The organism is Aestuariivirga litoralis, from assembly GCF_015714715.1.
Lineage (GTDB): Bacteria > Pseudomonadota > Alphaproteobacteria > Rhizobiales > Aestuariivirgaceae > Aestuariivirga > Aestuariivirga litoralis_A.
This window is the reverse complement of the sequence record NZ_WAHS01000001.1, coordinates 466,906-489,802: the sequence shown is the minus strand read 5'-3', so window position 1 is coordinate 489,802 and position 22,897 is coordinate 466,906. Positions and strand designations below refer to the sequence as shown.

The 22,897-nt window shown below is 58.5% G+C and carries 19 protein-coding genes and 1 other RNA gene; 8 read left to right on the top strand and 12 right to left on the bottom strand.

Going from position 1 to position 22,897, the window contains the following annotated elements; translation table 11 throughout:
* Window positions 1-118: 118 nt before the first annotated feature.
* Window positions 119-1,330: an NADP-dependent isocitrate dehydrogenase gene (locus F8B91_RS02490; RefSeq protein WP_196502139.1), complete on the top strand. Its 1,212-nt coding sequence runs from the start codon at window positions 119-121 to the stop codon at window positions 1,328-1,330.
* A 39-nt stretch (window positions 1,331-1,369) separates the two neighbouring features.
* On the opposite strand, the gene F8B91_RS02485 is transcribed toward F8B91_RS02490, so the two are convergent.
* Window positions 1,370-3,154 (bottom strand): sensor histidine kinase, encoded by a 1,785-nt coding sequence (locus tag F8B91_RS02485; RefSeq protein WP_196502138.1) that lies wholly within the window; start codon window positions 3,152-3,154, stop codon window positions 1,370-1,372.
* An 88-nt stretch (window positions 3,155-3,242) separates the two neighbouring features.
* Between F8B91_RS02485 and F8B91_RS02480 the strand changes: the two genes are divergently transcribed.
* Window positions 3,243-3,701 (top strand): GFA family protein, encoded by a 459-nt coding sequence (locus F8B91_RS02480; RefSeq protein WP_196502137.1) that lies wholly within the window; start codon window positions 3,243-3,245, stop codon window positions 3,699-3,701.
* Here the strand turns inward: F8B91_RS02480 and alaS are convergent.
* Window positions 3,698-6,355, bottom strand: a complete 2,658-nt coding sequence (gene alaS, locus F8B91_RS02475) for an alanine--tRNA ligase (protein WP_196502136.1) — start codon at window positions 6,353-6,355, stop codon at window positions 3,698-3,700. The genes F8B91_RS02480 and alaS overlap by 4 nt on opposite strands.
* Window positions 6,356-6,574: 219 nt before the next feature.
* The gene (gene recA, locus F8B91_RS02470) at window positions 6,575-7,648 is read right to left on the bottom strand and encodes a recombinase RecA (protein ID WP_196502135.1); all 1,074 of its coding nucleotides are present in this window, start codon (window positions 7,646-7,648) and stop codon (window positions 6,575-6,577) included.
* Window positions 7,649-7,929: 281 nt separating this feature from the next.
* On the opposite strand from recA, the gene F8B91_RS02465 reads away from it, so the two are divergent.
* On the top strand, window positions 7,930-8,871 hold the full coding sequence (locus tag F8B91_RS02465) for a glycosyltransferase family 2 protein (RefSeq protein WP_196502134.1): 942 nt from the start codon (window positions 7,930-7,932) through the stop codon (window positions 8,869-8,871).
* Here the strand turns inward: F8B91_RS02465 and F8B91_RS02460 are convergent, their stop codons facing one another.
* The 3 genes from F8B91_RS02460 to F8B91_RS02450 form a co-directional block, all read right to left on the bottom strand.
* Complete coding sequence (locus F8B91_RS02460; RefSeq protein ID WP_196502133.1) at window positions 8,872-10,164, bottom strand: PQQ-dependent sugar dehydrogenase; 1,293 nt, start codon at window positions 10,162-10,164, stop codon at window positions 8,872-8,874.
* Complete coding sequence (locus F8B91_RS02455) at window positions 10,161-10,667, bottom strand: DUF2231 domain-containing protein (RefSeq protein ID WP_196502132.1); 507 nt, start codon at window positions 10,665-10,667, stop codon at window positions 10,161-10,163. The genes F8B91_RS02460 and F8B91_RS02455 overlap by 4 nt, the downstream gene beginning before the upstream one ends.
* Window positions 10,668-10,744: 77 nt before the next feature.
* Entirely contained in the window at window positions 10,745-13,234 is a 2,490-nt protein-coding gene (locus F8B91_RS02450; protein WP_196502131.1) for a hybrid sensor histidine kinase/response regulator, read from the bottom strand.
* Between the two features lie 145 nt (window positions 13,235-13,379).
* Between F8B91_RS02450 and F8B91_RS02445 the strand changes: the two genes are divergently transcribed.
* Window positions 13,380-13,787 (top strand): flagellar biosynthetic protein FliO, encoded by a 408-nt coding sequence (locus F8B91_RS02445; RefSeq protein WP_196502130.1) that lies wholly within the window; start codon window positions 13,380-13,382, stop codon window positions 13,785-13,787.
* A gap of 43 nt (window positions 13,788-13,830) precedes the next feature.
* Here F8B91_RS02445 and F8B91_RS02440 read toward each other — a convergent pair whose 3' ends face one another.
* From F8B91_RS02440 to F8B91_RS02415, 6 genes are all read right to left on the bottom strand, one after another.
* On the bottom strand, window positions 13,831-15,417 hold the full coding sequence (locus tag F8B91_RS02440; protein WP_246714940.1) for a Do family serine endopeptidase: 1,587 nt from the start codon (window positions 15,415-15,417) through the stop codon (window positions 13,831-13,833).
* An 89-nt stretch (window positions 15,418-15,506) separates the two neighbouring features.
* Window positions 15,507-16,004: a dihydrofolate reductase gene (locus tag F8B91_RS02435; RefSeq protein ID WP_196502128.1), complete on the bottom strand. Its 498-nt coding sequence runs from the start codon at window positions 16,002-16,004 to the stop codon at window positions 15,507-15,509.
* The gene (locus F8B91_RS02430) at window positions 16,001-16,465 is read right to left on the bottom strand and encodes a GNAT family N-acetyltransferase (RefSeq protein WP_196502127.1); all 465 of its coding nucleotides are present in this window, start codon (window positions 16,463-16,465) and stop codon (window positions 16,001-16,003) included. The genes F8B91_RS02435 and F8B91_RS02430 overlap by 4 nt, the downstream gene beginning before the upstream one ends.
* Window positions 16,466-16,476: 11 nt before the next feature.
* Window positions 16,477-17,343, bottom strand: coding sequence for a CPBP family intramembrane glutamic endopeptidase (locus F8B91_RS02425; RefSeq protein ID WP_196502126.1), 867 nt, complete (start codon window positions 17,341-17,343; stop codon window positions 16,477-16,479).
* Between the two features lie 2 nt (window positions 17,344-17,345).
* On the bottom strand, window positions 17,346-18,140 hold the full coding sequence (locus F8B91_RS02420; RefSeq protein WP_196502125.1) for a thymidylate synthase: 795 nt from the start codon (window positions 18,138-18,140) through the stop codon (window positions 17,346-17,348).
* Between the two features lie 82 nt (window positions 18,141-18,222).
* Window positions 18,223-18,534 (bottom strand): DUF2853 family protein, encoded by a 312-nt coding sequence (locus F8B91_RS02415; RefSeq protein WP_196502124.1) that lies wholly within the window; start codon window positions 18,532-18,534, stop codon window positions 18,223-18,225.
* A 121-nt stretch (window positions 18,535-18,655) separates the two neighbouring features.
* Here F8B91_RS02415 and ssrA point away from each other — a divergent pair.
* The 4 genes from ssrA to F8B91_RS02395 all read left to right on the top strand — a co-directional run bounded on the left by ssrA (window position 18,656) and on the right by F8B91_RS02395 (window position 22,808).
* Window positions 18,656-19,108: a transfer-messenger RNA gene (gene ssrA, locus F8B91_RS02410) on the top strand.
* Window positions 19,109-19,260: 152 nt separating this feature from the next.
* Entirely contained in the window at window positions 19,261-19,794 is a 534-nt protein-coding gene (locus F8B91_RS02405; protein WP_196502123.1) for an SspB family protein, read from the top strand.
* Window positions 19,775-20,857, top strand: coding sequence for a penicillin-insensitive murein endopeptidase (gene mepA, locus F8B91_RS02400; RefSeq protein WP_196502122.1), 1,083 nt, complete (start codon window positions 19,775-19,777; stop codon window positions 20,855-20,857). The genes F8B91_RS02405 and mepA overlap by 20 nt, the downstream gene beginning before the upstream one ends.
* Before the next feature lie 67 nt (window positions 20,858-20,924).
* Window positions 20,925-22,808, top strand: coding sequence for a potassium transporter Kup (locus F8B91_RS02395; RefSeq protein WP_196502121.1), 1,884 nt, complete (start codon window positions 20,925-20,927; stop codon window positions 22,806-22,808).
* Window positions 22,809-22,897 lie beyond the last annotated feature (89 nt).

The window sequence follows — 22,897 nt, the reverse complement described above, 5'->3', positions numbered from 1 at the left end:
GCAAATCTTTCATGCATGTGGCTCATGTGCCGCATTCGCCGGGGGCCACGAAGGTCAATTGCGGCCTACAATTTCAACTGCTAGAACCCGGCCCAATCAATTTCCTGAAGGGCCCCAAATGGACAAGATCAAGGTTGCCAACCCCGTTGTTGAACTCGACGGCGATGAGATGACGCGCATCATCTGGGACCTGATCAAGAAAAAGCTTGTTCTGCCCTATCTCGATATTGACTTGCACTACTACGATCTCTCGGTTGAAAACCGCGACAAGACGGATGACCAAGTGACGATCGACAGCGCCAATGCCATCAAGAAATATGGTGTGGGCGTGAAATGCGCCACCATCACGCCGGATGAAGGCCGCGTGAAGGAATTCAACCTGAAGCAGATGTGGAAATCACCGAACGGCACGATCCGCAACATTCTGGGTGGCGTGATTTTCCGTGAACCGATCATCTGCTCCAACGTGCCACGCCTGGTTCCCGGCTGGACCAAGCCAATCATCATCGGCCGTCACGCCTTTGGCGATCAATACCGCGCCACCGATTTCACCTTCCCCGGCGAAGGCACGCTGACCATCAAATTTACCGGCAAAGACGGCAAGGTGATCGAAAAGGAAGTGTTCAAGGCGCCCGGCTCCGGTGTGGCCATGGCAATGTATAATCTTGATGAGAGCATCAAGGAATTTGCCCGCGCTTCGCTGAATTACGGCCTCAACCGCAATGTGCCGGTTTATCTTTCCACCAAGAACACCATCCTCAAGGCCTATGACGGCCGCTTCAAGGATATTTTCCAGCAGATTTTCGATGCGGAATTCAAGCCGCAATTCGAAAAGGCCGGCATCACCTATGAACACCGCCTGATCGACGACATGGTGGCCAGCGCGATGAAATGGACCGGCGGTTATGTCTGGGCCTGCAAGAACTATGATGGCGACGTGCAGTCAGATCTGGTGGCGCAGGGCTACGGCTCGCTCGGCCTGATGACTTCTGTGTTGATGACGCCCGATGGCAAGACGGTGGAAGCCGAGGCTGCGCACGGCACAGTGACGCGCCATTACCGCCTGCATCAGGAAGGCAAGGCCACCTCGACCAATTCCGCCGCATCGATCTTCGCCTGGACCGGTGGCCTCAAGCACCGCGCCAAGCTCGATGGCAATGACCGTCTGAAGCATTTCGCCGAGCAGATGGAAAAGGTCACCGTCGCCACCATCGAAGAAGGCAAGATGACCAAGGACCTCGCTGTTCTGGTCGGCCCCGATCAAAAGTGGCTCACCACCGAAGGCTTCATCGACGCGGTGGACAAGAACCTGGCGAAGGCGCTGGGTTAATCCCTTTAGGTCGTCGCCCCGGCGAATGCCGGGGCCAGATTAGGCCGCTTCCTCGTGCACCACCGTCAGCGGCAGACGCATGCAGAAGCTTGCAAACTTCCCAAGCTCTGAATCAACCTGCAGACTGCCGTGATGCTGCGCCAAGATCTGCTCCACCGCCGGCAGCCCCAATCCCGTGCCGAAGCTCTTGGTGGTGAACAGCGGTTCGCGGATGCGTGCCATCACATCGCCCTTGATGCCTGGGCCATTGTCGCGCACTTCGATGCATATCTGGTCGCCCTCGCGCCGCGTTGAAATCACGATCTGCGGATTCTGAACAGCAAAGCGGCTGGCATCTTCGCCATTGCCCACCATCGCTTCCGATGCATTAGAGAGAAGGTTGCCGATGGCGCGGTGCATGCGTTTCGGATCGAACGGCACCTTCAGGCCTTCAAGCCCCAGCACGCAGGAGATCGACACGGCGGCAGGCAGGCGTTGCGCCTCTTCAGAGACAGCGCCTTCCAGCCATTGATCAAGATCCTCTGAAGACGCCACGATCTGCTTGTTGCGCGAGAAATCCAGAAGCTGCGTAATGATTTCATCGCAGCGCGTAATGCCATTGTTGATGCGCTGCAGCTGACCCTCGATGCCAAGCCCCAGCCCCTTGGTCTTGCGCTCCAGCAGGAAGGCCGACGTACGCACCGTGCCCAATGGGTTGCGCAACTCATGCGCGATGATTGCAATCAGCTGGCCCAGCTGCTCCATGCGGCCCTTCTTCACCAGAAGATCCTGCGCCGCTTTCAAAGCCTTCAAATTCTGGCTCATATGAATATTAAGCTCAGCCAATTCATCCGCACTCGATTCAGCTTCCGAACGTGCCATGATGGCTTCGCGCCGCGCCAGTTCAACTTCATCAAGCTTGCGCAACGTGCGGCGGAACATCGATATGGCAACGCCGAGGCCCAGCAACACAGCACCGGCTGAGATCGCCATGCTGCGCGAGGCCCAGGCGAGGAATTCAGCATGCCGTGTGCGGCCGATGGTTTGCAGGCGCTCATGCAGTCCTGCCCAGATCTGGCGCAAACTATCATTCCATTTGGGCGCGGTTTCGGAAGTCGCCACTTGCAGCTTGGTCAGCAGCGCATGCGGCTCAGTGGTGCGGTCACTGAGAATGGTGCGGAAATTCGCCGTATCAAACAGTACCCACCATGAAGGCTGAAGAAGCGGACTGAAGGCGCCCCTGTCATCACTGGCCAGGCGCGCACGATGCACGCCGTTTGATGTATCGCGCGCTTCGAATTCCAGATCGGCGATTTCCCACTGCATGGTGTAAAGCTGTGCGTCGGAAACCACACCGTCACTCACCCGCTGGTCCACATGCTCGATCAGGGCCGCGTAATCATCGATCAGCTTGGGCAATTTTTCCGATGCCAGGTTGGCCAGGATATGTGCTTCATGATCACCCGATTGCGCCGCACTCACGGATGCGCCGATCGATGACATGAGCGCACTCGCTGCATCAAGTTTGGCGGCGCGGTCCTTGTTGGTGTCGTTCAGGATTTTCAGAAATTGATCAAGCTCAGGCGTCACACCACTGCTGGCCGCCAGATTGGGCCCGCTCTTTTCGAGATCGGGTTGCTGGCCAGAAGGGTTCTCGCCGCGTGAAAGATCAAGCATCACCTGCAAGGTGATGTCCATCAACGCCACGCCGTCGAGATGCGCGCGGGTGGCCTTGGCCATGGCCCAGCGGTCGAATGTGAGCTGGCTGCCAAGATAGGATACTGGCACGAGCAGCAGCACGATGATCCACAAAAGTCTGAAACCCGCCATCCGGGAGGCATGCATCGCGCGATATTCCTGTGATTTAAGGGGCCGATTTGATCGCGACGACTATCTGAAAAAGTGGTAAATTTCGCCCTAACGGAGAACCCTGATGCCTGACCCGAAAACAACCGGCGGCTGCCAGTGCGGTGCCCTGCGCTATGCCTTTGAAGGTAAACCGGGAAGTGCCGAAATCTGCCATTGCCGCATGTGCCAGAAGGCGTTCGGCAACTTTGGTGCGGCCTTGTTTGGCGTGGATGTGGCACGGTTTGAATGGACTATGGGCCAGCCTTCGGTCTTCCGGTCTTCACCGCCCGTGCAGCGCGGTTTTTGCAGAAAATGCGGCACGCCGATGTTCATGTGGGAAGACGGCGATCCCCAGATCGAACTGGCCGCCGGCACGCTGGACGATCCATCGGTGCTGGTCTTCACCGCTCAAGTCGGCGTGGAAAGCCGCCTGCCCTGGTTCGCGCACCTGCATGAGCTGCCGGAACACCGCACCGACGAAAGCCGGCCAGCGGAAGAATTGGCACGCCTCGTATCGCGCCAGCATCCCGATCACAAAACTTAGATCAGCGCCTTCACAGCCGCCAGTGCGTCATCCGCCTTGGCGCCATCGGGCCCGCCGGCTTGCGCCATGTCTGGCCTGCCGCCACCGCCCTTGCCGCCCATCGCCGCCGCCCCGGCTTTCACCAGGTCAACCGCGTTGAATTTCGTCGTCAGGTCTGCCGTCACGCCAGCAACGACGGCACCCTTGCCGTCTTCGCTGGTGGCGATCAGCACCACGATGCCGGAACCCAGCGTCTTCTTGCCTTCATCGGCCAGCGGCTTGAGGTCATTAGCAGCCACGCCCTTAAGCACGCGCGCCAGAACTTTCACGCCGTTGATTTCGCTGATGTCGCCGCCTGCCCCGCCCGATGCGCCACCACCCATCGCCAATTGGCGCTTGGCTTCAGCCAGTTCGCGCTCCAGCTTGCGGCGCTCGTCCATTAGCGTTTCAACACGCTGCACCATTTCGGCCGGCGCCACTTTCAAAACCGATGCAGCAGCCAGAACGCGCTGATCCTGCCTGTTCAAGTAAGCCCGTGCAGCGTCGCCAGCCAGCGCTTCCATGCGGCGCACGCCAGCGGAAGATGCACTCTCGCCCACGATCTTGATCAGGCCAATATCGCCTGTGCGCGCCACATGCGTGCCGCCGCACAGTTCCAGCGAATAGATGCGGCGGTTCGAGCCGGGCTCATTGCGGCCCATCGAAACCACGCGCACTTCATCGCCGTATTTTTCGCCAAACAGCGCCATGGCACCTTCAGCCCGCGCCGCATCGACCGACATCAGCCGTGTATTCACAGCATCGTTTTGGCTGACAACAGAATTGGCAATTTTTTCGACGGTGGCGAGGTCTTCAGCACTGATGCCTTTGCTATGCGAGAAATCGAAACGCAGATGGTCAGGCTCCACCAATGAGCCCTTTTGCGCCACATGCTCACCCAGCACCATGCGCAGCGCTTCGTGCAGCAGATGCGTGGCCGAGTGATGCGCGCGGTTGCCGAAGCGGCGCGCGTGATCAACCTCAAGCTCAACCGCCTGACCGGGGCGGAACGAGCCCTTTTCAACCACGCCATAATGCACGAACACATCGCCCAAGCGCTTTTGCGTATCAGTCACTTTGAACACCGCGCCATCGGCACGGCGGATCACGCCATGATCACCCGTCTGGCCGCCACTCTCGCCATAGAACGGCGTCTGGTTCACCAGGATGGCGCCGCTCTGGCCCTCATTGAGCGTCGTCACATCCTTGCCCTCATGGGTCAGCGCCATGACTTCGCCTTCGGCCTTCTCAGTGTCATAGCCGAGGAATTCCGTGGCCCCCACGCGTTCGCGAATATCGAACCAAATGGAATCGGCCTTCTCTTCGCCCGAACCTTTCCAGGCGGCGCGCGCTTCAGCTTTCTGGCGGGCCATGGATTTGGCAAAAGCATCGCCATCCACGCTGATGCCGCGCGACTTGAGCGCGTCCTGCGTCAAGTCCAGCGGGAAGCCATAAGTGTCATGGAGCTTGAAGGCCGTTTCGCCGGAAAACACTTCACCCTTGTGCAGGCCTGCGGATTCATCAGCCAGCAGCTTGAGGCCGCGCACCAGTGTGGCACGGAAGCGGGTTTCTTCCAGCTTCAGCGTTTCAGTAATCATCGGCTGCGCCTGGTTCAGCTCCGGATAGGCCGAGCCCATTTCGCGCACGAGCGCGGGCACCAGCTTCCACATCAATGGCTCTTTCACGCCCAGCAATTCGGCATGGCGCATGGCGCGGCGCATGATGCGGCGCAGCACATAACCGCGGCCTTCATTCGATGGCATCACGCCATCGGCGATCAGGAAGGATGACGCGCGCAAGTGATCGGCAATCACCCGGTTGGAGGCCTTGGCATCACCTTCAGCGGCAACGCCGGTATTCTCCACAATGTTGCTGATCAACGCGCGGAACAAATCAGTTTCGTAATTGTCATGCGTGCCCTGCAGCACGGCGGCGATGCGCTCAAGACCCATGCCGGTGTCGATCGATGGGCGCGGCAGGCTGACGCGTTCATCCTTCGAGAGCTGCTCGAACTGCATGAAGACCAGGTTCCAGATTTCGATAAACCGGTCACCATCCTGCTCAGGTGAACCGGGAGGCCCGCCCCAGATCTTGTCGCCATGGTCGAAGAAGATTTCCGAGCATGGTCCGCAAGGGCCGGTATCACCCATGGCCCAAAAATTGTCAGCCGTGGGAATGCGGATGATGCGTGAATCCGGCAGGCCGCCGATTTTCTTCCACAGGTCAAAGGCCTGATCGTCATCGTGATAGACGGTGACAGTCAGCTTGTCCTTGGGCAGACCGAATTCCTTGGTGACCAAGGTCCATGCCCATTCAATGGCGTCGGGCTTGAAATAGTCACCGAAGGAGAAGTTGCCCAGCATTTCGAAGAAGGTGTGATGGCGCGCAGTGTAACCCACATTGTCGAGGTCATTGTGCTTGCCGCCGGCGCGCACGCATTTCTGTGCCGTGGTGGCGCGTGAATAAGGCCGCTTTTCCGCCCCGGTAAATACGTTCTTGAATTGCACCATGCCCGAATTGGCGAACATCAAAGTCGGGTCATTGCGCGGCACCAACGGCGATGAGGGTACAATTTCGTGACCCTGCTTTTTGTAGAAATCGAGGAAGGTGGAACGGATTTGCGCAAGACCAGTCATGGGAACTCTAAGCAGGCTGAATGTGAGGTTGCGTCCTCTTAAAGCCTGAAATCCCAAACGTCCAGATTCTATGTGACGGGAGTGCCAGCCAAAAATAAGCCGTCATGCCAACTGGGCATGACGGCTTCACAGTCAGGCAGGGATGGGTTGTGGGGCAATCCTGCCAGGGACCCGGCCCAACAGGGGCCGGAAAGGGTATGTTATGTGGAGGGCTAAACCTTACTCGGCTTCGCCATCATCTTCCTTGATCGAGCCATCGGTGATCTTGGCGGCGATCAAGCCTGCATTGGCGCGGATGGCAGCTTCAATCTTGTTGGCCATGTCGGGATGCTGCTTCAGGAAAACCTTGGCATTGTCCCTGCCCTGACCGATGCGTTCACCATCATAGGAATACCAGGAGCCGGACTTCTCAACCACACCGGCGGTGACGCCAAGGTCAACGAGTTCGCCCACTTTCGAAATGCCCTCGCCATACATGATGTCGAATTCCACCATCTTGAAGGGCGGCGCCACCTTGTTCTTGACCACCTTCACGCGGGTCTGGTTGCCCACCACTTCTTCACGGTCCTTGATGGCACCGATGCGGCGGATATCAAGGCGCACCGAGGCATAGAACTTCAGCGCATTGCCGCCGGTGGTGGTTTCGGGCGAGCCGAACATCACACCGATCTTCATGCGGATCTGGTTGATGAAGATCACCATGCAATTGGATTTGGAGATCGACGCTGTGAGCTTGCGCAGCGCCTGGCTCATCAGGCGGGCCTGCAGACCGGGCAAGCTGTCGCCCATTTCGCCTTCCAGTTCGGCCTTGGGCGTCAGGGCGGCAACCGAGTCGATCACCAGGATTTCAATGGCACCGGAGCGCACCAGCGTGTCGGCGATTTCCAGCGCCTGCTCGCCCGTGTCGGGCTGCGAGATCAGCAGGTCGTCGATATTCACGCCCAGCTTCTTGGCATAGACCGGATCCATGGCATGCTCGGCATCGACAAAGGCGCAGATGCCGCCACGCTTTTGGGATTCAGCAATGGTCTGCAGAGCCAGCGTGGTCTTGCCGGAAGATTCCGGCCCATAAATTTCAATAACGCGGCCGCGCGGCAGGCCACCAATGCCAAGGGCAATATCAAGGCTCAACGAACCGGTTGAAATAGCTTCAATTTCGAGCGCCTGATTGGCCCCCAGCTTCATGATGGAGCCTTTGCCGAAGGCACGCTCGATCTGGCTGAGTGCAGCCTCCAAAGCCTTGCTCTTGTCAGAACCCATATTTTCAACAACCTTCAGATTCGTTTGCGCCATTTCGCTTCTCCTCTTATCCCACAAATGTCCGGACTGTGAACCGGAAGAACGGATTGTTGAAAGTTCCGTTCTGTTGCTTGTATGTTCTAGTTTAGTTCTGAAGTCAACAACGTCTTCAAAAATTATATTTCGCCTATAACATCAGCATGTTGAATTCATAAGTTGAACTACTGCATGCGGCTCTCCGTTTCTGCCCGGCATAACCTGCATCAATTTTTGGCGGGCCAAACGGAGCAATGCGGGCTAAACCGCCTAAGTCACGCCCGGGGCTGGGGAAATCTTTGATAAAGAAAATCGCAAACAAGGCACACGCTCGTGTCCTGCTGGTCATGCCGGTGTTCAACCGGTCTCAGCTTGTCATTGAGACGCTTGAATCTGTCCGCAACCAGAGCCGCCAGCCGGATGAAATCATCATCATCGATGATGGATCGACTGATTCCACCCCTGCTGCCATTGCTGAATGGCTCAAGGGCCACGCGGCCCTGCCCGCCCGCCTGATCAGCGTTCCCAACAAAGGTGCCGCCGCCGCGCGCAATTTCGGCTTCGCACAACAGAAGACCAAGGCTGATTTCGTCACCTTTCTCGATTCAGATGATCTCTGGCCCACCGATTTCCTGGCCCGCGCCATAGCCGGCCTTCAGGCCCATCCCGGCGCAGTCGTCGCCACCGCCGACCGGAAATTTGAACTCATGGACAGCGGCAAGACCCAGCTCAATTCCACCGCCGATCTGGAGCAAGATCCGCTTTGGTATTTCCTGCGCAATGGTGCGGGCATTGCGTCTTCCAGCGTGATCCGCGCGCCGGCCTTCGCGGCCTCAGGTGGTTTTCCGGAACACATTGCCACCGGCCATGATGTGGGCCTGTTCGCAGCGCTCTCCTATGGCGGGGCCTGGCTTCACCTCAAGGGCGATCCCGTCACTTTCCGCGTCCAGTTCATGAAGACGCTGCCCAGCCAGGAGCCGCATTTGCACCGGCGCCACCGTGACTGGGAAATCCTCTGGGCCGAAGTGTTCAGCGAGACCTTGGCCAACCGCCCCGCTGGCGTGAAAACCAGTGGCGAGCGCGAGCTGCGCATCTGCAATCTGGTCTTCCGGAAATATGTCATGGCGCTCACCCTCGAGCTGGGCCAGGGCCATTTCTCATCCGTGCCGCGCTGCGTGAAGGGGATATGGAATTCCTGGCGGGAATTGCGCCGTCAAAAGGCGCTCACCTCCAACAGCTAATCACTTCCCAGCACTCACCCGCCACACCTTGTTGCCCAGATCATCGGCAATAATTAGTGCGCCACTCTTGTCGAAGGCTACGCCCACCGGTCTGCCACGTGCCTCCTGGGCATCATTCAAGAAACCGGTGACGAAGGGTTCCACCTTGCCTGTGGGCTTGCCGCTCTCAAATGCAATGAAGCCCACTTGATAGCCATTGAACTCATCACGGTCCCAGCTGCCGTGTTCTCCGACAAAGGCACCGCCTTTATATCTGTCGGGGAAGTTGCCGCCCGGATCAAAGGCCAAGCCCAGCGGCGCCACATGTGAGCTCAGCGCATAGTCGGGTGGAATGGCGGAAGCGACAAGCTCCGGCTTCTGGGGCATTACGCGTGGATCAACATGCTGACCGTAATAGCTGTAGGGCCAGCCGTAGAACGCCCCCTCCTTCACCGAGGTCATATAGTCCGGCACCAGATCCGGCCCCAGCTCGTCGCGCTCATTGATCACCGCCCAAAGCGTTTGCGAGCCGGGATAGAAGGTGAGGCCGTTGGGATTGCGCAGGCCGGAGGCGAAGGTGCGGTGCGCACCAGTGGCGCGATCCACTTCCCAGATCTGTGCACGGTCAAGCTCAGCGCCGGCACCATTCTCCATCACATTGCTGTTGGAGCCGATGCCGACATAGAGCTTGCTGCCATCAGGACTGGCGGTGAGGCTTTTGGTCCAGTGATGGTCGATGGGGCCGCCCGGCAAATCGGTCAGCTTTTGGCCCTGCTCGGTAATGCGCAGGTCACCATCGCGATAGGCATAGCGCATGATGGCATCAGTGTTGGCCACATAGAGATCATTGCCCACCAGCACCACGCCGAAGGGTGAGTACAGCCCATTGAGGAAAACCGAAGCCTTGCCGTCATGAATGATGCTGATGCGGTTTTCGGTTTTCTCTTTGGCACCGGCCGATCCCATGACCAGCCCCATTACAACCGTCTTGGGACGCTTTATTTTTTCGAGGCCAGGCCCATTGGATTCCACCACCAGGATATCGCCATTGGGCAGCACATAGGGTTGGCGCGGATGCACGAGGCCGGAACCCAGCGCCTCAATCTTAAATCCATCGGGCACCGAAGGCGTCTCGCCATTTTGCCAGCCAATGGGCTTGGCCACTTTCATCGGTGGTATGAGATAGGAGTTCGGCTCTGGCAGAAATGGATTAGGCCCCATTTGTGATGAACGGTCGAACGTCTCAGCGTGAAGCGGCGAAAGCACCAACAGCGCCGCAGAGAAAGTCGCAATCTTGAGCGTGGGGAAATTCATGACGCAACTCCCACGGAATTTCTGAACAGAGACGCAAGCTTGAACATGAGCGCCAGCACCAGCAGTGCTACGGTGGCCGCTGAAAGAGCGATCCCCGTAGGCCACACCGAAGTCCAGCCATCATGTGTGTGAATGAAATTGTCGAACAGGCCGACCGCAGCTGCCGCAAGAATGGCAATCGCGTAGAGCCAGCGCGACATGCGCTTGCGCCGCCGCAGGCTGATCAGAAACCGTACAACGCCTGCTAGGAGCAATACAGCCAGAAACACCATGCCGAAAGCCAGAGGCCAGGCCGCGAAATTCGACCACTCAATATCGAATGTTTTGACATAGGCGATATCCGCCAGCAACGCGCCGGTGAAACATACCAACGGTGCGGCAAGCAGCAGACCCGAAAGATAAACCGCAATCGCGCTGCGTTGCGGAACGGGCAAATAGGACGCGCGTACAGCTTCCATGCTCTCGCGAGGATGCCGCCTCGCTTCAAAAATCGTATCTGTCATGATGCTCCTGCAAGCGATGCTTCTTGGCTTGCAGAACAACGTTGTGGCCTAGCTTTGGTTCCGGAAAACGGCGGGCCTCAGCCCATCTCGCCTTTCACTTTTTCCACCAGCTGTTTCAGCGTGAAAGGCTTCTGGATAAAGCCGAAATCATTGGCTCCATCCAGGTTCTTTTCGAAAGCGTCTTCAGCATAGCCGGACATGAAGATGAACTTCGCGCCATATTCACGCTTGCGCAATTCCTTCAGCATGGTGGGCCCATCCATTTCCGGCATCACCACGTCCGACAGAATCAGCTCAAAGCCATCCTTGTCGGCATCGATGATTTCCAGCCCCATCTCGCCGCTCGAAGCTTCGATCACCGTATAGCCGCGTGACGTGAGTGCACGGGCCGCAAAGGCGCGCACCGAATCTTCGTCTTCCACGATCAGGATGCGGCCACGGCCCGAGAAGTCCTCACGCTTGGCTTCGACTTCGACTGGCTTTTGCGCTTCGGCCTGTGCCGCCACCTGCGGCTCGACGCGCGGCAGGAAAATGCGGAACGTTGTGCCCTTGCCGACTTCACTGTCGCAGTAAATGAAACCGCCGGATTGCTTGACGAAGCCATAGACCATCGAAAGGCCAAGGCCCGTGCCCTTGCCTACATCCTTGGTGGTGAAGAACGGGTCAAAGATCTTGTTCAACACGTCGCTGGGAATGCCCTGGCCCGTGTCGGTCGATTGCACCACCACGTAATCCGCCACCGGCAGAACATGGCCGATCGTCTGCGACTGGTCGGCAGGCAGATTGTAGGTAGACAATGTCATCTTGCCGCCTTGCGGCATGGCATCGCGCGCATTGCTCGCCAGGTTCACCACCACCTGTTCCATCTGGTGGATATCAACATAGACCGGCCACAGGTCGCGGCCATGGTTGAGCGAAAGGTCCACCTTGTCGCCCACTACGCGTCTCAGCAGCACGTGCAGATCTGCCATGGAATCCGAAAGATCATAGACCTTGGGCTGCATGGTTTGCTTGCGCGAGAAAGCCAGCAACTGGCGCACCAGGCCAGCGGCACGGATGGCATTCTGCTTGATGCTCATCACATCCTGGAAGGACGGATCGGTCGGTCGCAGCTTGGTCAAGAGTATATCGGCAAACCCGATGATCGGGGTCAGCATGTTGTTGAAGTCATGCGCCAGTCCGGATGACAACTGCCCGATGGCCTGCATCTTCTGGCTCTGCGCCAGTTGCGCTTCCAACAATTTGCTTTCGGTCTTGTCGATGGCGAAAACCGAATAGCCTTCCACTGTGCGGCTCAGGGTCAGATGCGCGCTGCGCTGGCCGTCGCCCTTGAAATTGCAATCCAGTTGGAAGTTCTCGGCTGCCTTTCCACCGGATTCCTGCATGAACTTGCCGATGCGCGTGGCACTTTCATTATCCACCAAGTCAGTCAGCACCACGCCGCGCGCTAGGGACGTCGAGAAATTCAGGAACTGCCCATTGGCATTCTGCAGGCGGCCCTTGTTGTCGATCTCGGCCATGCCGATCGGCACAGTGGCCATCAGCTGCGCCTTGCTGGCCGCAAGGTCGGCGGCTTCCATGCTGCCCGGCTCCTTGCGCATCACCATGCAGCGCGTCGGCAAGGGCTTGCCCTCGGCGTCGAAATCGGCACGGTTGATGAAATTGAAAATCTCCACCTGCCCGTTGCGCTTCTTGATCGGCAGCGTGAACTTGTCGATGCGGTGGTCGCCCTGCACCGGTGTCACGGCGCCCAGCACCTTGGTGGCCTCATCGCCCAGCAATTCCTGCATCGGCATGGCATTGGATTGCGTATCCGCCAGGTCCAGCCCCAGCCACGAAGCCAGCGTGGCATTCACGTAGTCCACTGACCCACTGGGCAGCGTGGAGAAGAACCCGACGGGCGCCTGGTCCAGATAGGAAATGATGAATTGCAACCGCGCAAAAGCCTGCTCCTGCCGCGCCCGGTCTTCGGTAATGTCGATGAGCCGCCACAGCGTCGTCCCGCCCTTGGCATTGCGCGGCAAAGGTGAAACCGTCAGGCGCAGCCACTTCGCCTTGTCAGCCTCGGCAAAGGGGGCTGACGATCCGGGCTGCAGGCGCAGATCGCGCGCGGCAATCTTGCCATCATGCGCGGCTTGTCCCAGTTGATAGATCGGCTCAACGAAATCCGGATAACCTGCATAGAGAACATCAAAACCGGTGAGCCGCGAGACCCCGGCACGCGATGCCAGCTTCAGGAACGGCCCATTGGCATAAACCGCCCTGCCCTTGTCATCGACGACAACCGAAGGGTCCTGGACTGCATCAGCCAGCGCATCGCAGAACTGCTTTTCGGCATCAGGTGCGGCACGGAAAAACGGTGCCAGCAAAACCGAGAACAACCAAACGAGGCCAAGGGAACCTGCAGCCCACAACCCGTACTTCCATTGCTCATCCGTGAGCTTGATGAGGTCCTGCTCAAAACCTACAACGAGGCCTGTAACCACCAGCCCGGCAAGCACGAAAGGCAGAATATATTTGAGCGGCGAAACCCCGCCGCTTCTCTCTGTACTATTTGCCTCAGCCATCGCGCTCCCCGAATCGCAGTGAATATAGGCCAGACAAGGCTTCCCCCGGTAAAGTTTCGAGAGCGCAACCTGCTGGTTGTTCACACAGATATTTATGCTAGATTCACAACCCTTACATGTGCAACCGGTGGCCGAGGAGTATCAGATGCCAGACCTGCAGCCCTATTATAACTTTATCATTGCGGCCGCAGCCGTTGTTGCAGCTTTGCTGATCCTCGTCTTCCTGCTGAAGCAAATCAATACCCGTGGCCGCGGCCGCAAGGGCCACCGCCTGGGCATTGTCGAATATCATGAGGTGGACCAGACGCGCCGCCTGGTGCTTGTGCGCCGTGACGGTGTGGAGCATCTCATCCTGATCGGCGGCGCCCATGACATCGTCGTTGAAAGCGGCATTACGGATCATGTGCGGCGCGACCTGCCCGCCCATATGGTGCCGCACGGCAAGGATGACGTGGTGCCCCTGCGTGCGCCGCGCGCGCCAGTATTCGGTGCCAAGAAACCGCCGCTGCAAGCCGTTCCCCCGCAGATGGACGACGAGCCCACCCCGGCTTGAACTTTCTTTCAACGGCACCAGTGATGGTGCCGCTGAACTAGAGCTACTTCTTCAGCTTCAAGGCCACGTAGCGCGCATCGCTGTCTTGCCCGGCATGTGACACCAGCATCATCACGATGTTCTTGCCCGCCTTGCTGGCGGCATCAACCGCATCGGCCACGTCCTGTGCAGTGGTGACCGGCTGACCTGCGATCTCCTTGATCACATCACCGGCGGCAACACCCTTCTCCGATGCGGCGCCATCGGCCGTCACCTCGGTGACCAGGGCACCCTTCACCTTGTCATCAATCTTGAACTTGCTGCGCAGGTCTGCCGAGAGATCAGAGACTGACATACCCAGCAATTGCTGGGGTGCTGCAGCGGGGCCAGCCGGAGGAGTCTTCTCCTGGGCGGCGGCCATCTTCTCGCCCTCCTCCAAACGGCCCAGCGTCACCTTGAGCTGCTCCTGCTTGCCTTGCCGCAGCACGGTTACATCAACCTCTTTGCCCACAGCGGTTTGCCCCACCATGCGCTGCAGGCTGCGATTGTCCTTCACATCGTGCCCATCAAAGCTCTCGATCAGATCACCGGCCTTCAGGCCTGACTTTTCCGCAGGTCCCCCCACGGTGATATCCGCCACCAGAGCGCCCTTGGCCTTGGCATCGCCCAGGCCCTCGGCCACGTCCGGCGTCAGCGTCTGCAACTTCACGCCCAGCCAGCCGCGGCGGGTTTCACCAAACTTGATCAGCTGGTCGGCAACATTCTTGACCTCATTGGCAGGCACCGAAAAACCGATGCCGACCGAGCCACCCGAAGGCGAGAAGATTGCGGTGTTCACGCCCACCACATTGCCTTGCATGTCGAACAATGGTCCGCCGGAATTGCCCTTGTTGATGGCCGCATCCGTCTGGAAATAATCGTCATAGGGGCCCTGGTTGATATTACGCCCGCGCGCCGAAATGATGCCGAGCGAAACCGAGCCGCCCAGCCCGAATGGATTGCCGATCGCCATCACCCATTGTCCGATGCGGGCCTTCTCACTGTCAGCAAAGGTGACTGCGGGCAGCTCGTGATCGGGCTTCACCCGGATCACAGCAATATCCGTCTTCGCGTCATGGCCAACGAGCTCGGCCTTCAACAGCGTGCCGTCCTGCAGGTGAACGCGGATATTCACGGCATCGGCAATCACGTGGTTGTTGGTCACGATGAGTCCCTGCGGATCGATGATGAACCCAGAGCCCATCGAGCTGACAAGGCTGTCCGGCAGAATGCTATCCTTGTCGCTGTCTTTTTTGTCGTCAGGCTTCGCGTCGCCCTGCTTGTCGTCTTCCTTTTTCTCACTGCCATCCGGCGCTTTGCCCTGGTCATCGGGCTTGGCATCCTTGTCACTCTGGCCCTGATCAGGTGCACCCTTCTTGCGCTTCAGGAATTCATCGAAGAAATCCTTGAATGGGTTATTGTCAGGTGCCGCTTCGCCGCCCGCCTTGTCCGGGTCTTTCGACTGCACAGAAATTTCAACAACGCTGGGCAGCAGCTTGTCTACCAGATCGGCAACATCAGGCAGCATCTGCACGGTTGTCGCACTCTGGGCGCGCGCGGGTGTGAAGCTCATGGGAACTGCCGCCAGCATCAGCGCTGCAAGCGATACCATTGCCATTGTTCTCATCCGCATTGCTGATCTCCAAACCAAAAAGTACATCCAACTTCTATCACGAGAACCAAACCAGCCGACTGCAAATTTCAAGTGCGCCGCTCATAGGTTACGGTTTCAAATGCGGCCGAGTCATTCGGGCCTTTTTCAAAACGCCTGGTTTCCAGCTCCACCCAATGCTTGCCGTCAATTTCAGGCATGAATGTGTCACCCGCCACATCATCAAATACGCGCGTGAGGTAGATCCGGTTTGCCAGAGGCAGGAAAACTTTGAAAATCTCAGCGCCGCCGATCACGCAGATCTCGGGCGCATCGCCCGCGAGCGCCACGGCCTGATCCGCGTCATGCGCCACCAAAGCGCCCTCGGCCTGCCAGCCGCGCGCCCTGGTGATCACGATATTCGCCCGCCCCGGCAACGGCTTTTTCGGCAAACTGTCCCAGGTCTTGCGGCCCATGATCACCGGCTTTCCCAAGGTGACGGCTTTGAAATGCTTGAGGTCAGACGGCAGGCGCCACGGCAGGCCGCCATCAAGCCCGATCACCCCATTGCGCGAAACCGCGTAAACAAGTGCGATGATGCCACTCATGCCTCACCGCCCAGCTTCTGTAGCTCGTCGCCCTTGAGGCTCCAGACCACCACATTGCCATGGCCCTCAGCGCCCAGCCCTTCATAGAATTTCAGGGCATTCTCGTTCCAGCCTTCGGCCTGCCACCAGATGGCAGGAATGCCGCGCTCGCTTACCGCCCGCGCAACAGCTTGCATTAGCGCTTTGCCCACACCGCGCTTGCGAAAATCCGGCAGCACCGTCAGGTCTTCCAGATAGGCAATCTCGGCACCGCGATTGGTGGAAAAGCTGCGGTGCCAGATCGCAGCCCCCGCTGGCTGGCCATCAACCATTGCGATGAGCGCATTGATAATCGGGTTGTCGCCAAACAAATGCCGCTCGAAATCTTCAGCGGTGGCGGTCACCCGTTCTGGCCAGCCATGATGCAGCGCCAGCACCCGCGTCATGTCCAGGATGATCTGGCCATCGCCTTTCTGTGCCAACCGCACACTGATCACGTATGCGAGCCCAGCGAAAACATCGGCAGAGTGACCAGAACATTCCACGCCGTGTGACAGGCAATGGTGACCCAGAGCGAACCAAAGCGCAGCATCAGCAGGCCCAGAATGAGCCCCATGCCGAAAATCACGCCGACGAAAATCCAGGGCGCACCGAAGGCATGTGCCACAGCCCAGGTTCCCGCCGAGATGAGCACAGCGCCCGGCCAGCCCGCCCGCGTCTTGGCAATGCCCGCGAACAGCAGGCCGCGAAACAGGAATTCCTCGGCGAGTGGTGCGCCGATAATGGCACTCAGCGCGCCGAACCCCAGTAGCAGCGGGTCGTTCGCCATGTCCGCCAGCGTCTTCTCGATGATGCCTGCTTTGCTGGCGGTGTCGGAGAGGCCTTTGCTGCTGACTTCATAAGCGCTGGGATCAAGCCCCAATGCTTGAAACACGCCCGAGGCAGCAAACAGCATGACCAGGATGAAGCCGACCACGATTAGCGCCCAGCCGAGGAAATTGATCTTCGGCCATTCCACCGGAAGCTTGCCCATCCGCCCAGGCAACCCGAATTGCGAAAGATAAAGCACCAGTGCCGCAACAATCACGCCGCTCGGGAAAATGCTGAGAAGCCCGGACTTGTACATCAACGCCTGCGTCGGTGATGTGGTGGTGGAATTGCCAGATCCCACCATGCCCGAAAGCTCACCCAAGCCGCCGTGAAAAGCCACCAGATAGATCGCCAGTGCCAACACACCTTGCAGGAGTTGGTAGGCCACAAACACGCCAACGCCGATCAGCAAGGCCCGCCAGAAATTCTGCTGCGGTTCGCGCGGATAAAGCCAGCTTGAACGGGCCTTGGTAAAATCCTCACCCAGCATGCTCAAACTGCAACCTCGGCGGCAATGGCGGCATGCGGCGTATAATCCAGGAAGGCGAAATCATCGAACTGGAAATCTTCGATCCGCTCCACCTGGCGCTTGATCACCAGCTTGGGCAAGGGCCGCGGATCACGCGACAACTGCAATTCAGCCTGCTCCATATGGTTGGAGTAAATATGCGCGTCTCCCAATGTGTGCACGAAATCTCCAGCCTTCAGCCCGGTCACATGCGCCACCATATGGGTCAGCAGTGCATAGGACGCAATGTTGAAGGGAACACCGAGGAAGATATCAGCCGAGCGCTGGTACAGCTGGCACGACAATTTGCCATCCGCCACATAGAACTGGAACAGGCAGTGGCACGGCGGCAGCGCCATCTTGTCTACGTCAGACGGGTTCCATGCGGTGACCATCAACCGGCGTGAATCCGGCTTGGTCTTGATCATCTGGATCACATTGGCGAGTTGATCAATCGTCGAACCATCGCGCGCCGGCCATGAGCGCCACTGTGCGCCATAGACAGGGCCGAGATCGCCGTTCTTGTCGGCCCACTCATCCCAGATGGTCACTTTGTTGTCGTGCAGATATTTGATGTTGGTCTCGCCACGGATGAACCACAGCAGCTCATAGATGATCGAGCGCAGATGGAGCTTCTTGGTGGTGACCAGCGGAAAACCCTGCGCCAGGTCAAAGCGCATTTGATGGCCGAAGACAGAAAGCGTGCCGGTTCCCGTGCGGTCGGTTTTCACCGCGCCGTGCGCGCGCACATGGCGCATCAGATCAAGATATTGCTGCATGGCGGTGGCTTTTAAACGATTCCGGCCCAATAAAAAGGGCAGGCTTTCGGCCTGCCCTCTTAAAAATTCTTGGATACAGAGATTACACCAGCTTCCCCAAAGTCTTGGTGCTTTCAGCCATGAGATAATAGACGGTGACACGGCTCTTGGTCTTGTCTTGGCCCATCTTTTCGCCAGCAGCCTTGACGGCCGCTTCGGCAGCCTTGGCATCAAGGCCCAGCTTCTTGGCGGCAAAGCCATCGACCACGCGCTTCACTTCTGCCGGGTCTTTGGTGGCCACATATTGCGAGTCCTTGCCCTTGAGCGCGATGCCGCAATATTTCACGATGGCATCAACGGCGGCTTGGTTTACATTGGACGTATATTTCTTGATATCGGCTGCGTAGTCGGACATTTAAACGGTCCCCCCAAAAGGATTAATCCGCCACCGGCCTCGGTAACGGTTAATGAACACTAGCATTGCCATTGCTGCGTGCAAGGGCCGTTTTTGCAATCATTTTCCCGCTTTAGTCCGTGGGCTTTCTTTTGCCACAGCTTGCACCTATATTGGTCCTGCTCGTCGCTGCAAGGCGGCAGACTATGGTGATAAACGGCTCGCGCAATAAGCCATTCGGACCCGGGGGCAGTACCCGGCGCCTCCACCAAAGACGATTGCGATAGCAATCGGCCAAGCCCGAAAGCGGATTTGCTTAAATCCGCGATAGGGCCACCACAAGCTCCAGCTCGTGGTGCCGATTGCTGGTAGTGCAATCGTCTTTGATGGGGGCGAAACAGGATCGACGAGGGTGTAAAGGTGGGTTTTTTGCCCGTGATGATACCGACGTTATCGGGTCATTCTTATAGTTGCCAATGACAACTATGCTCCGGTTGCTCTCGCTGCGTAAGCAGTGCGAAATACCGAAATCAAGCCCTCAAGCTTAGCCGTTTGAGGCGGGGTCCGCCGGCACCTGGCAACAGAAGCCGGCACTTCCATTTTCAAGTGCTGGCCTGCCCCGATCTTGCGCCTTGCTGGGTTTTATCGCCGCAACGAAACATGGCCCATGGATTTCATTTCATTCCGCAGCTATTTTGCGCCCTTGATTCCGGCGCAGCACGCGCCAGCTAAGTTTATGGAGCCGCAATGCCTGAAGACCTGATGCGTTACGACCAGCTGGCGCAGAATGCCTTGCGCGGTGTCGTGCGTGACGCTTTGCGCAAGGTTGAAAGATCGGGCCTTCCGGGCGAGCATCACTTCTTCATCCAGTTCAACACGCGCTTTGCCGGCGTGTCGATCGGCGAGCGCCTGCATGCCAAATATCCGCGTGAGATGACGGTTGTCCTTCAACATCAATATTACAATCTCGCAGTCTATGATGACCGTTTCGAAGTCGAGCTTTCCTTCGACAACATTCCCGAAAAGCTGATCATTCCCTTCGCCTCGGTGAAGGGCTTCCTCGATCCTGCGGTGCAGTTCGGCCTGCAATTTGAAGTGGTCGAAGAAGCCGAAAAACCCGCGGCCGAAGAAAAAGCCACCACCAAGCGCGCCGCCAAATCCGAGGCAGCCAAAGACAAAGATGCAACCGCCAGCGAGGCCAAGCCCGAGGGTGAAACTGAAACCGAGCCTGCTTCCGAAGAACAGAAAGTGGTTTCTCTCGATGCCTTCCGTAAAAAATAAACTGATCGCAAGCTTGCTGGTTGTCGCCGTCACTCTGCCGGTCATAGCCATCGCGAAAAACACTAAGCCGAATCCCATTCTGGATCTCTATGGCACAGCGGGCACCGTTCTCGTGCCTCCTGCGCCGCAAGCTGCAGCAGCACCACCTCAGCCTATGGCACCTGCCCCCGATACAGCCGATGATCCGGATCCTGATGCACAGGCTACGGTCGCGCCGGTTTCCACAGCACCAGTCGGCATTCTCAAGATGCCCGCAAAACAATTGTTCGGCATGCAGAAGCTGCCCGCCCAATTGCCACCCGCCGCCATTGGCGGCTACGCTTTGGGCTGCATGGCCGGCGCGCAAGCTTTGCCCCGCACCGGGCCGACTTGGCAGATCATGCGACCTTCACGCAACCGCAACTGGGGCACGCCGCAACTCATCGCCGAAATCGAGAGGCTTTCTGCTGAAGCTAAAGTGAAAGCCGGCTGGAACGGATTGCTGGTCGGTGACATGGCCCAGCCGCGCGGCGGCCCGATGAAGACCGGCCATGCCAGCCACCAGATCGGCCTTGATGCCGATGTGTGGTTCACGCCGATGCCAGACAAAGAGCTGAGCAACAAAGAGCGCGAGACCATGGCGCCGCTTGAAATGGTGATCGACCACAAGACGCTGAACCGCGCCAACTGGTCCGAGAGCCGCGCCAAGTTGCTACAAACAGTCGCGCAGGACCCGAAGGTGGAGCGCATCTTTATGCATCCGCCCATCAAGGCCGAGATGTGCCGCTGGGCCCAAACCCAGCCCGGTGATCATAGTTGGCTCTCCAAGATGCGCCCGCTCTATGGCCACACATTCCATTTCCACATCCGCATGAAATGCCCCGAGGGCATGACCACTTGCAAGTCGCAGGGCACGCCAAAGCCCGATGACGGCACCGGCTGCGGCAAGGAACTGGCCTATTGGATGTCGGACCAGCCATGGAAGAAACATCCGGCCCCTCCCGGCCCGCCCAAGCCACCGCCGCCCCCCTTGACTCTCGCCTCCCTACCTGCTGAATGCCGCGCCGTGATCGCGGCTCCCTGAAGCATCAAGAAGTGCTTGAGGTTCTTGGCCAAAAAGTTGTGCAGGGCATTCGTTGCCCCGGAGCAGAATGAGCCACGCTCAGACATCCAATTCGGCATTTTCAGGCAGTTCGGCGAAGCTGGCCTTTGCCTCGCTTGGCGTTGTCTTCGGCGACATCGGCACCAGCCCTCTCTATGCGATGCGCGAAGCGCTGCATCACGTGATCGCCGCGGGTGGTGATTTGCGCAGCTCTGTGCTGGGCGTCGTCTCGCTGCTGCTCTGGGCCTTGTTCATCGTCGTCACCCTCAAATATGTGGTGATGCTGATGCGCGCCGATAATCGCGGCGAAGGCGGCATCCTCTCGCTCGTCGTGCTGGTGCAGACCACGCTGAAGAAAAAAAGCGGGCTTATCCTGGCGCTCGGCATTGTGGGTGCGGCCTTCTTCTTTGGTGATGCGATGATCACTCCCGCCATGTCGGTGCTTTCGGCCATCGAGGGCCTGCGCATCATCAACCCGGCCTTTGATCCTTTCGTGGTGCCGATCACGCTGGGCGTGTTGTTCACGCTGTTCCTGTTTCAATACAAAGGTACCAGCGGTGTGGCCGCCATCTTCGCGCCCGTGACGATGATCTGGTTCATCCTGCTGGCGGTGATCGGCCTCAGCCATATCGCTGATGATTTCGAAATCTTCTCGGCCCTCAATCCGCTGCATGGCGTGGCCATGCTGATTGCCCATCCGGGCCTCGCGCTGCTGGTCTTCGGTGGCGTTTTCCTCGCGGTGACCGGTGGCGAAGCACTTTATGCCGATATGGGCCATTTCGGCCGCAAGCCCATCCGCATGGCTTGGACTTGTGTCGTGCTGCCATCACTGATCTGCAACTATCTGGGCCAGGGCGCGTTCGTGATTTCCCATCCCGAAGCGGCGCATAACCCCTTCTTCCTGATGATCCCGCAATGGGGCCTGGTGCCCCTGGTGATCCTCGCCACTATGGTGACCGTGATCGCCAGCCAGGCCGTCATCACTGGTGCCTTCTCGATTGCCCAGCAGGCGATTGCGCTTGGTATTTTCCCGCGCATGTACATCACCCACACTTCCGAAAGCGAAAGCGGCCAGATCTATATCGGCCAGATCAATTGGATGATCATGGTGGGCGTGATCTTCCTGGTGCTGGTGTTCAAGACCTCCGACAATCTGGCGTCCGCCTATGGCCTCGCCGTCAACACATCCATGCTGGTGGATACCGCACTCGGCATCGTGTTCTTCTGGCAGACGCGCTCCTGGCCGCGTTCCGTCGCCATTCCGGCGCTTGTATTCATCTTCGTGGTTGAGGCCACCTTCTATGCCGCCAACCTCCTGAAAATTCCCCATGGTGGTTACATGCCCGTGCTGATCGGCGGCGTGGCGGTGGTATTGATGATGACCTGGTTGCGCGGCGTCAGCCTGCTCTCCAACAAGCTGCGCAAGGAATCGATTGAGCTGGACAGCCTGCTCGAAAGCCTGGAGCGCCGCCCGCCTGCTCGCGTGGCCGGTGCCGCCGTGTTCCTGCAGACCGATAACAAATACGCCCCCTCGGCGCTGATGCATAATCTGAAGCACAACCGCGTGCTGCACGACAAACTGATCTTCATCGCCGTGAAGACGGCCAGCCAGCCGCGCTGGTACGAAGACCGTGTGAGCGTGCGCAACGGCCCGATGGGCGCATGGATCGTGGAAGCCACCTTCGGCTATATGGAACAGCCTGATGTGCCCGCCGCCCTGCGTGCCTGTGCAGCGCATGGGCTTGAGGTTGATCCGCGCCAGGCCTCTTACTTCCTGGGCCGCCGCGTCATCCGCCCCTCGGCGCGCTCCGCCATGCCCTTTTGGCAGCAAAGATTGTTCATCATGCTCGCCAACCAATCGGCGCGCGCGATTGAGTTTTTCCGCCTGCCTCCGGACAGGGTGGTGGAGTTGGGCATGCAGCTCAGCGTCTGACGCAAAAACTTTACGGAAACTTTACTGGCCCCTCTACGTCTAAGAGTTTAAATCGCGCCCTTCATGCGCCATTCTCCACGCAAAGCCTA

What these genes read in the sequence shown, in the direction of transcription:
- F8B91_RS02490 (WP_196502139.1), top strand. Translation starts at nt 119, where the DNA reads ATGGACAAGATCAAGGTTGCCAACCCCGTTGTTGAACTCGACGGCGAT.
- F8B91_RS02485 (WP_196502138.1), bottom strand. Translation starts at nt 3,154, where the DNA reads ATGCATGCCTCCCGGATGGCGGGTTTCAGACTTTTGTGGATCATCGTG.
- F8B91_RS02480 (WP_196502137.1), top strand. Translation starts at nt 3,243, where the DNA reads ATGCCTGACCCGAAAACAACCGGCGGCTGCCAGTGCGGTGCCCTGCGC.
- alaS (WP_196502136.1), bottom strand. Translation starts at nt 6,355, where the DNA reads ATGACTGGTCTTGCGCAAATCCGTTCCACCTTCCTCGATTTCTACAAA.
- recA (WP_196502135.1), bottom strand. Translation starts at nt 7,648, where the DNA reads ATGGCGCAAACGAATCTGAAGGTTGTTGAAAATATGGGTTCTGACAAG.
- F8B91_RS02460 (WP_196502133.1), bottom strand. Translation starts at nt 10,164, where the DNA reads ATGAATTTCCCCACGCTCAAGATTGCGACTTTCTCTGCGGCGCTGTTG.
- F8B91_RS02455 (WP_196502132.1), bottom strand. Translation starts at nt 10,667, where the DNA reads ATGACAGATACGATTTTTGAAGCGAGGCGGCATCCTCGCGAGAGCATG.
- F8B91_RS02450 (WP_196502131.1), bottom strand. Translation starts at nt 13,234, where the DNA reads ATGGCTGAGGCAAATAGTACAGAGAGAAGCGGCGGGGTTTCGCCGCTC.
- F8B91_RS02445 (WP_196502130.1), top strand. Translation starts at nt 13,380, where the DNA reads ATGCCAGACCTGCAGCCCTATTATAACTTTATCATTGCGGCCGCAGCC.
- F8B91_RS02440 (WP_246714940.1), bottom strand. Translation starts at nt 15,417, where the DNA reads ATGGTATCGCTTGCAGCGCTGATGCTGGCGGCAGTTCCCATGAGCTTC.
- F8B91_RS02435 (WP_196502128.1), bottom strand. Translation starts at nt 16,004, where the DNA reads ATGAGTGGCATCATCGCACTTGTTTACGCGGTTTCGCGCAATGGGGTG.
- F8B91_RS02425 (WP_196502126.1), bottom strand. Translation starts at nt 17,343, where the DNA reads ATGCTGGGTGAGGATTTTACCAAGGCCCGTTCAAGCTGGCTTTATCCG.
- F8B91_RS02420 (WP_196502125.1), bottom strand. Translation starts at nt 18,140, where the DNA reads ATGCAGCAATATCTTGATCTGATGCGCCATGTGCGCGCGCACGGCGCG.
- F8B91_RS02415 (WP_196502124.1), bottom strand. Translation starts at nt 18,534, where the DNA reads ATGTCCGACTACGCAGCCGATATCAAGAAATATACGTCCAATGTAAAC.
- F8B91_RS02405 (WP_196502123.1), top strand. Translation starts at nt 19,261, where the DNA reads ATGCCTGAAGACCTGATGCGTTACGACCAGCTGGCGCAGAATGCCTTG.
- mepA (WP_196502122.1), top strand. Translation starts at nt 19,775, where the DNA reads ATGCCTTCCGTAAAAAATAAACTGATCGCAAGCTTGCTGGTTGTCGCC.
- F8B91_RS02395 (WP_196502121.1), top strand. Translation starts at nt 20,925, where the DNA reads ATGAGCCACGCTCAGACATCCAATTCGGCATTTTCAGGCAGTTCGGCG.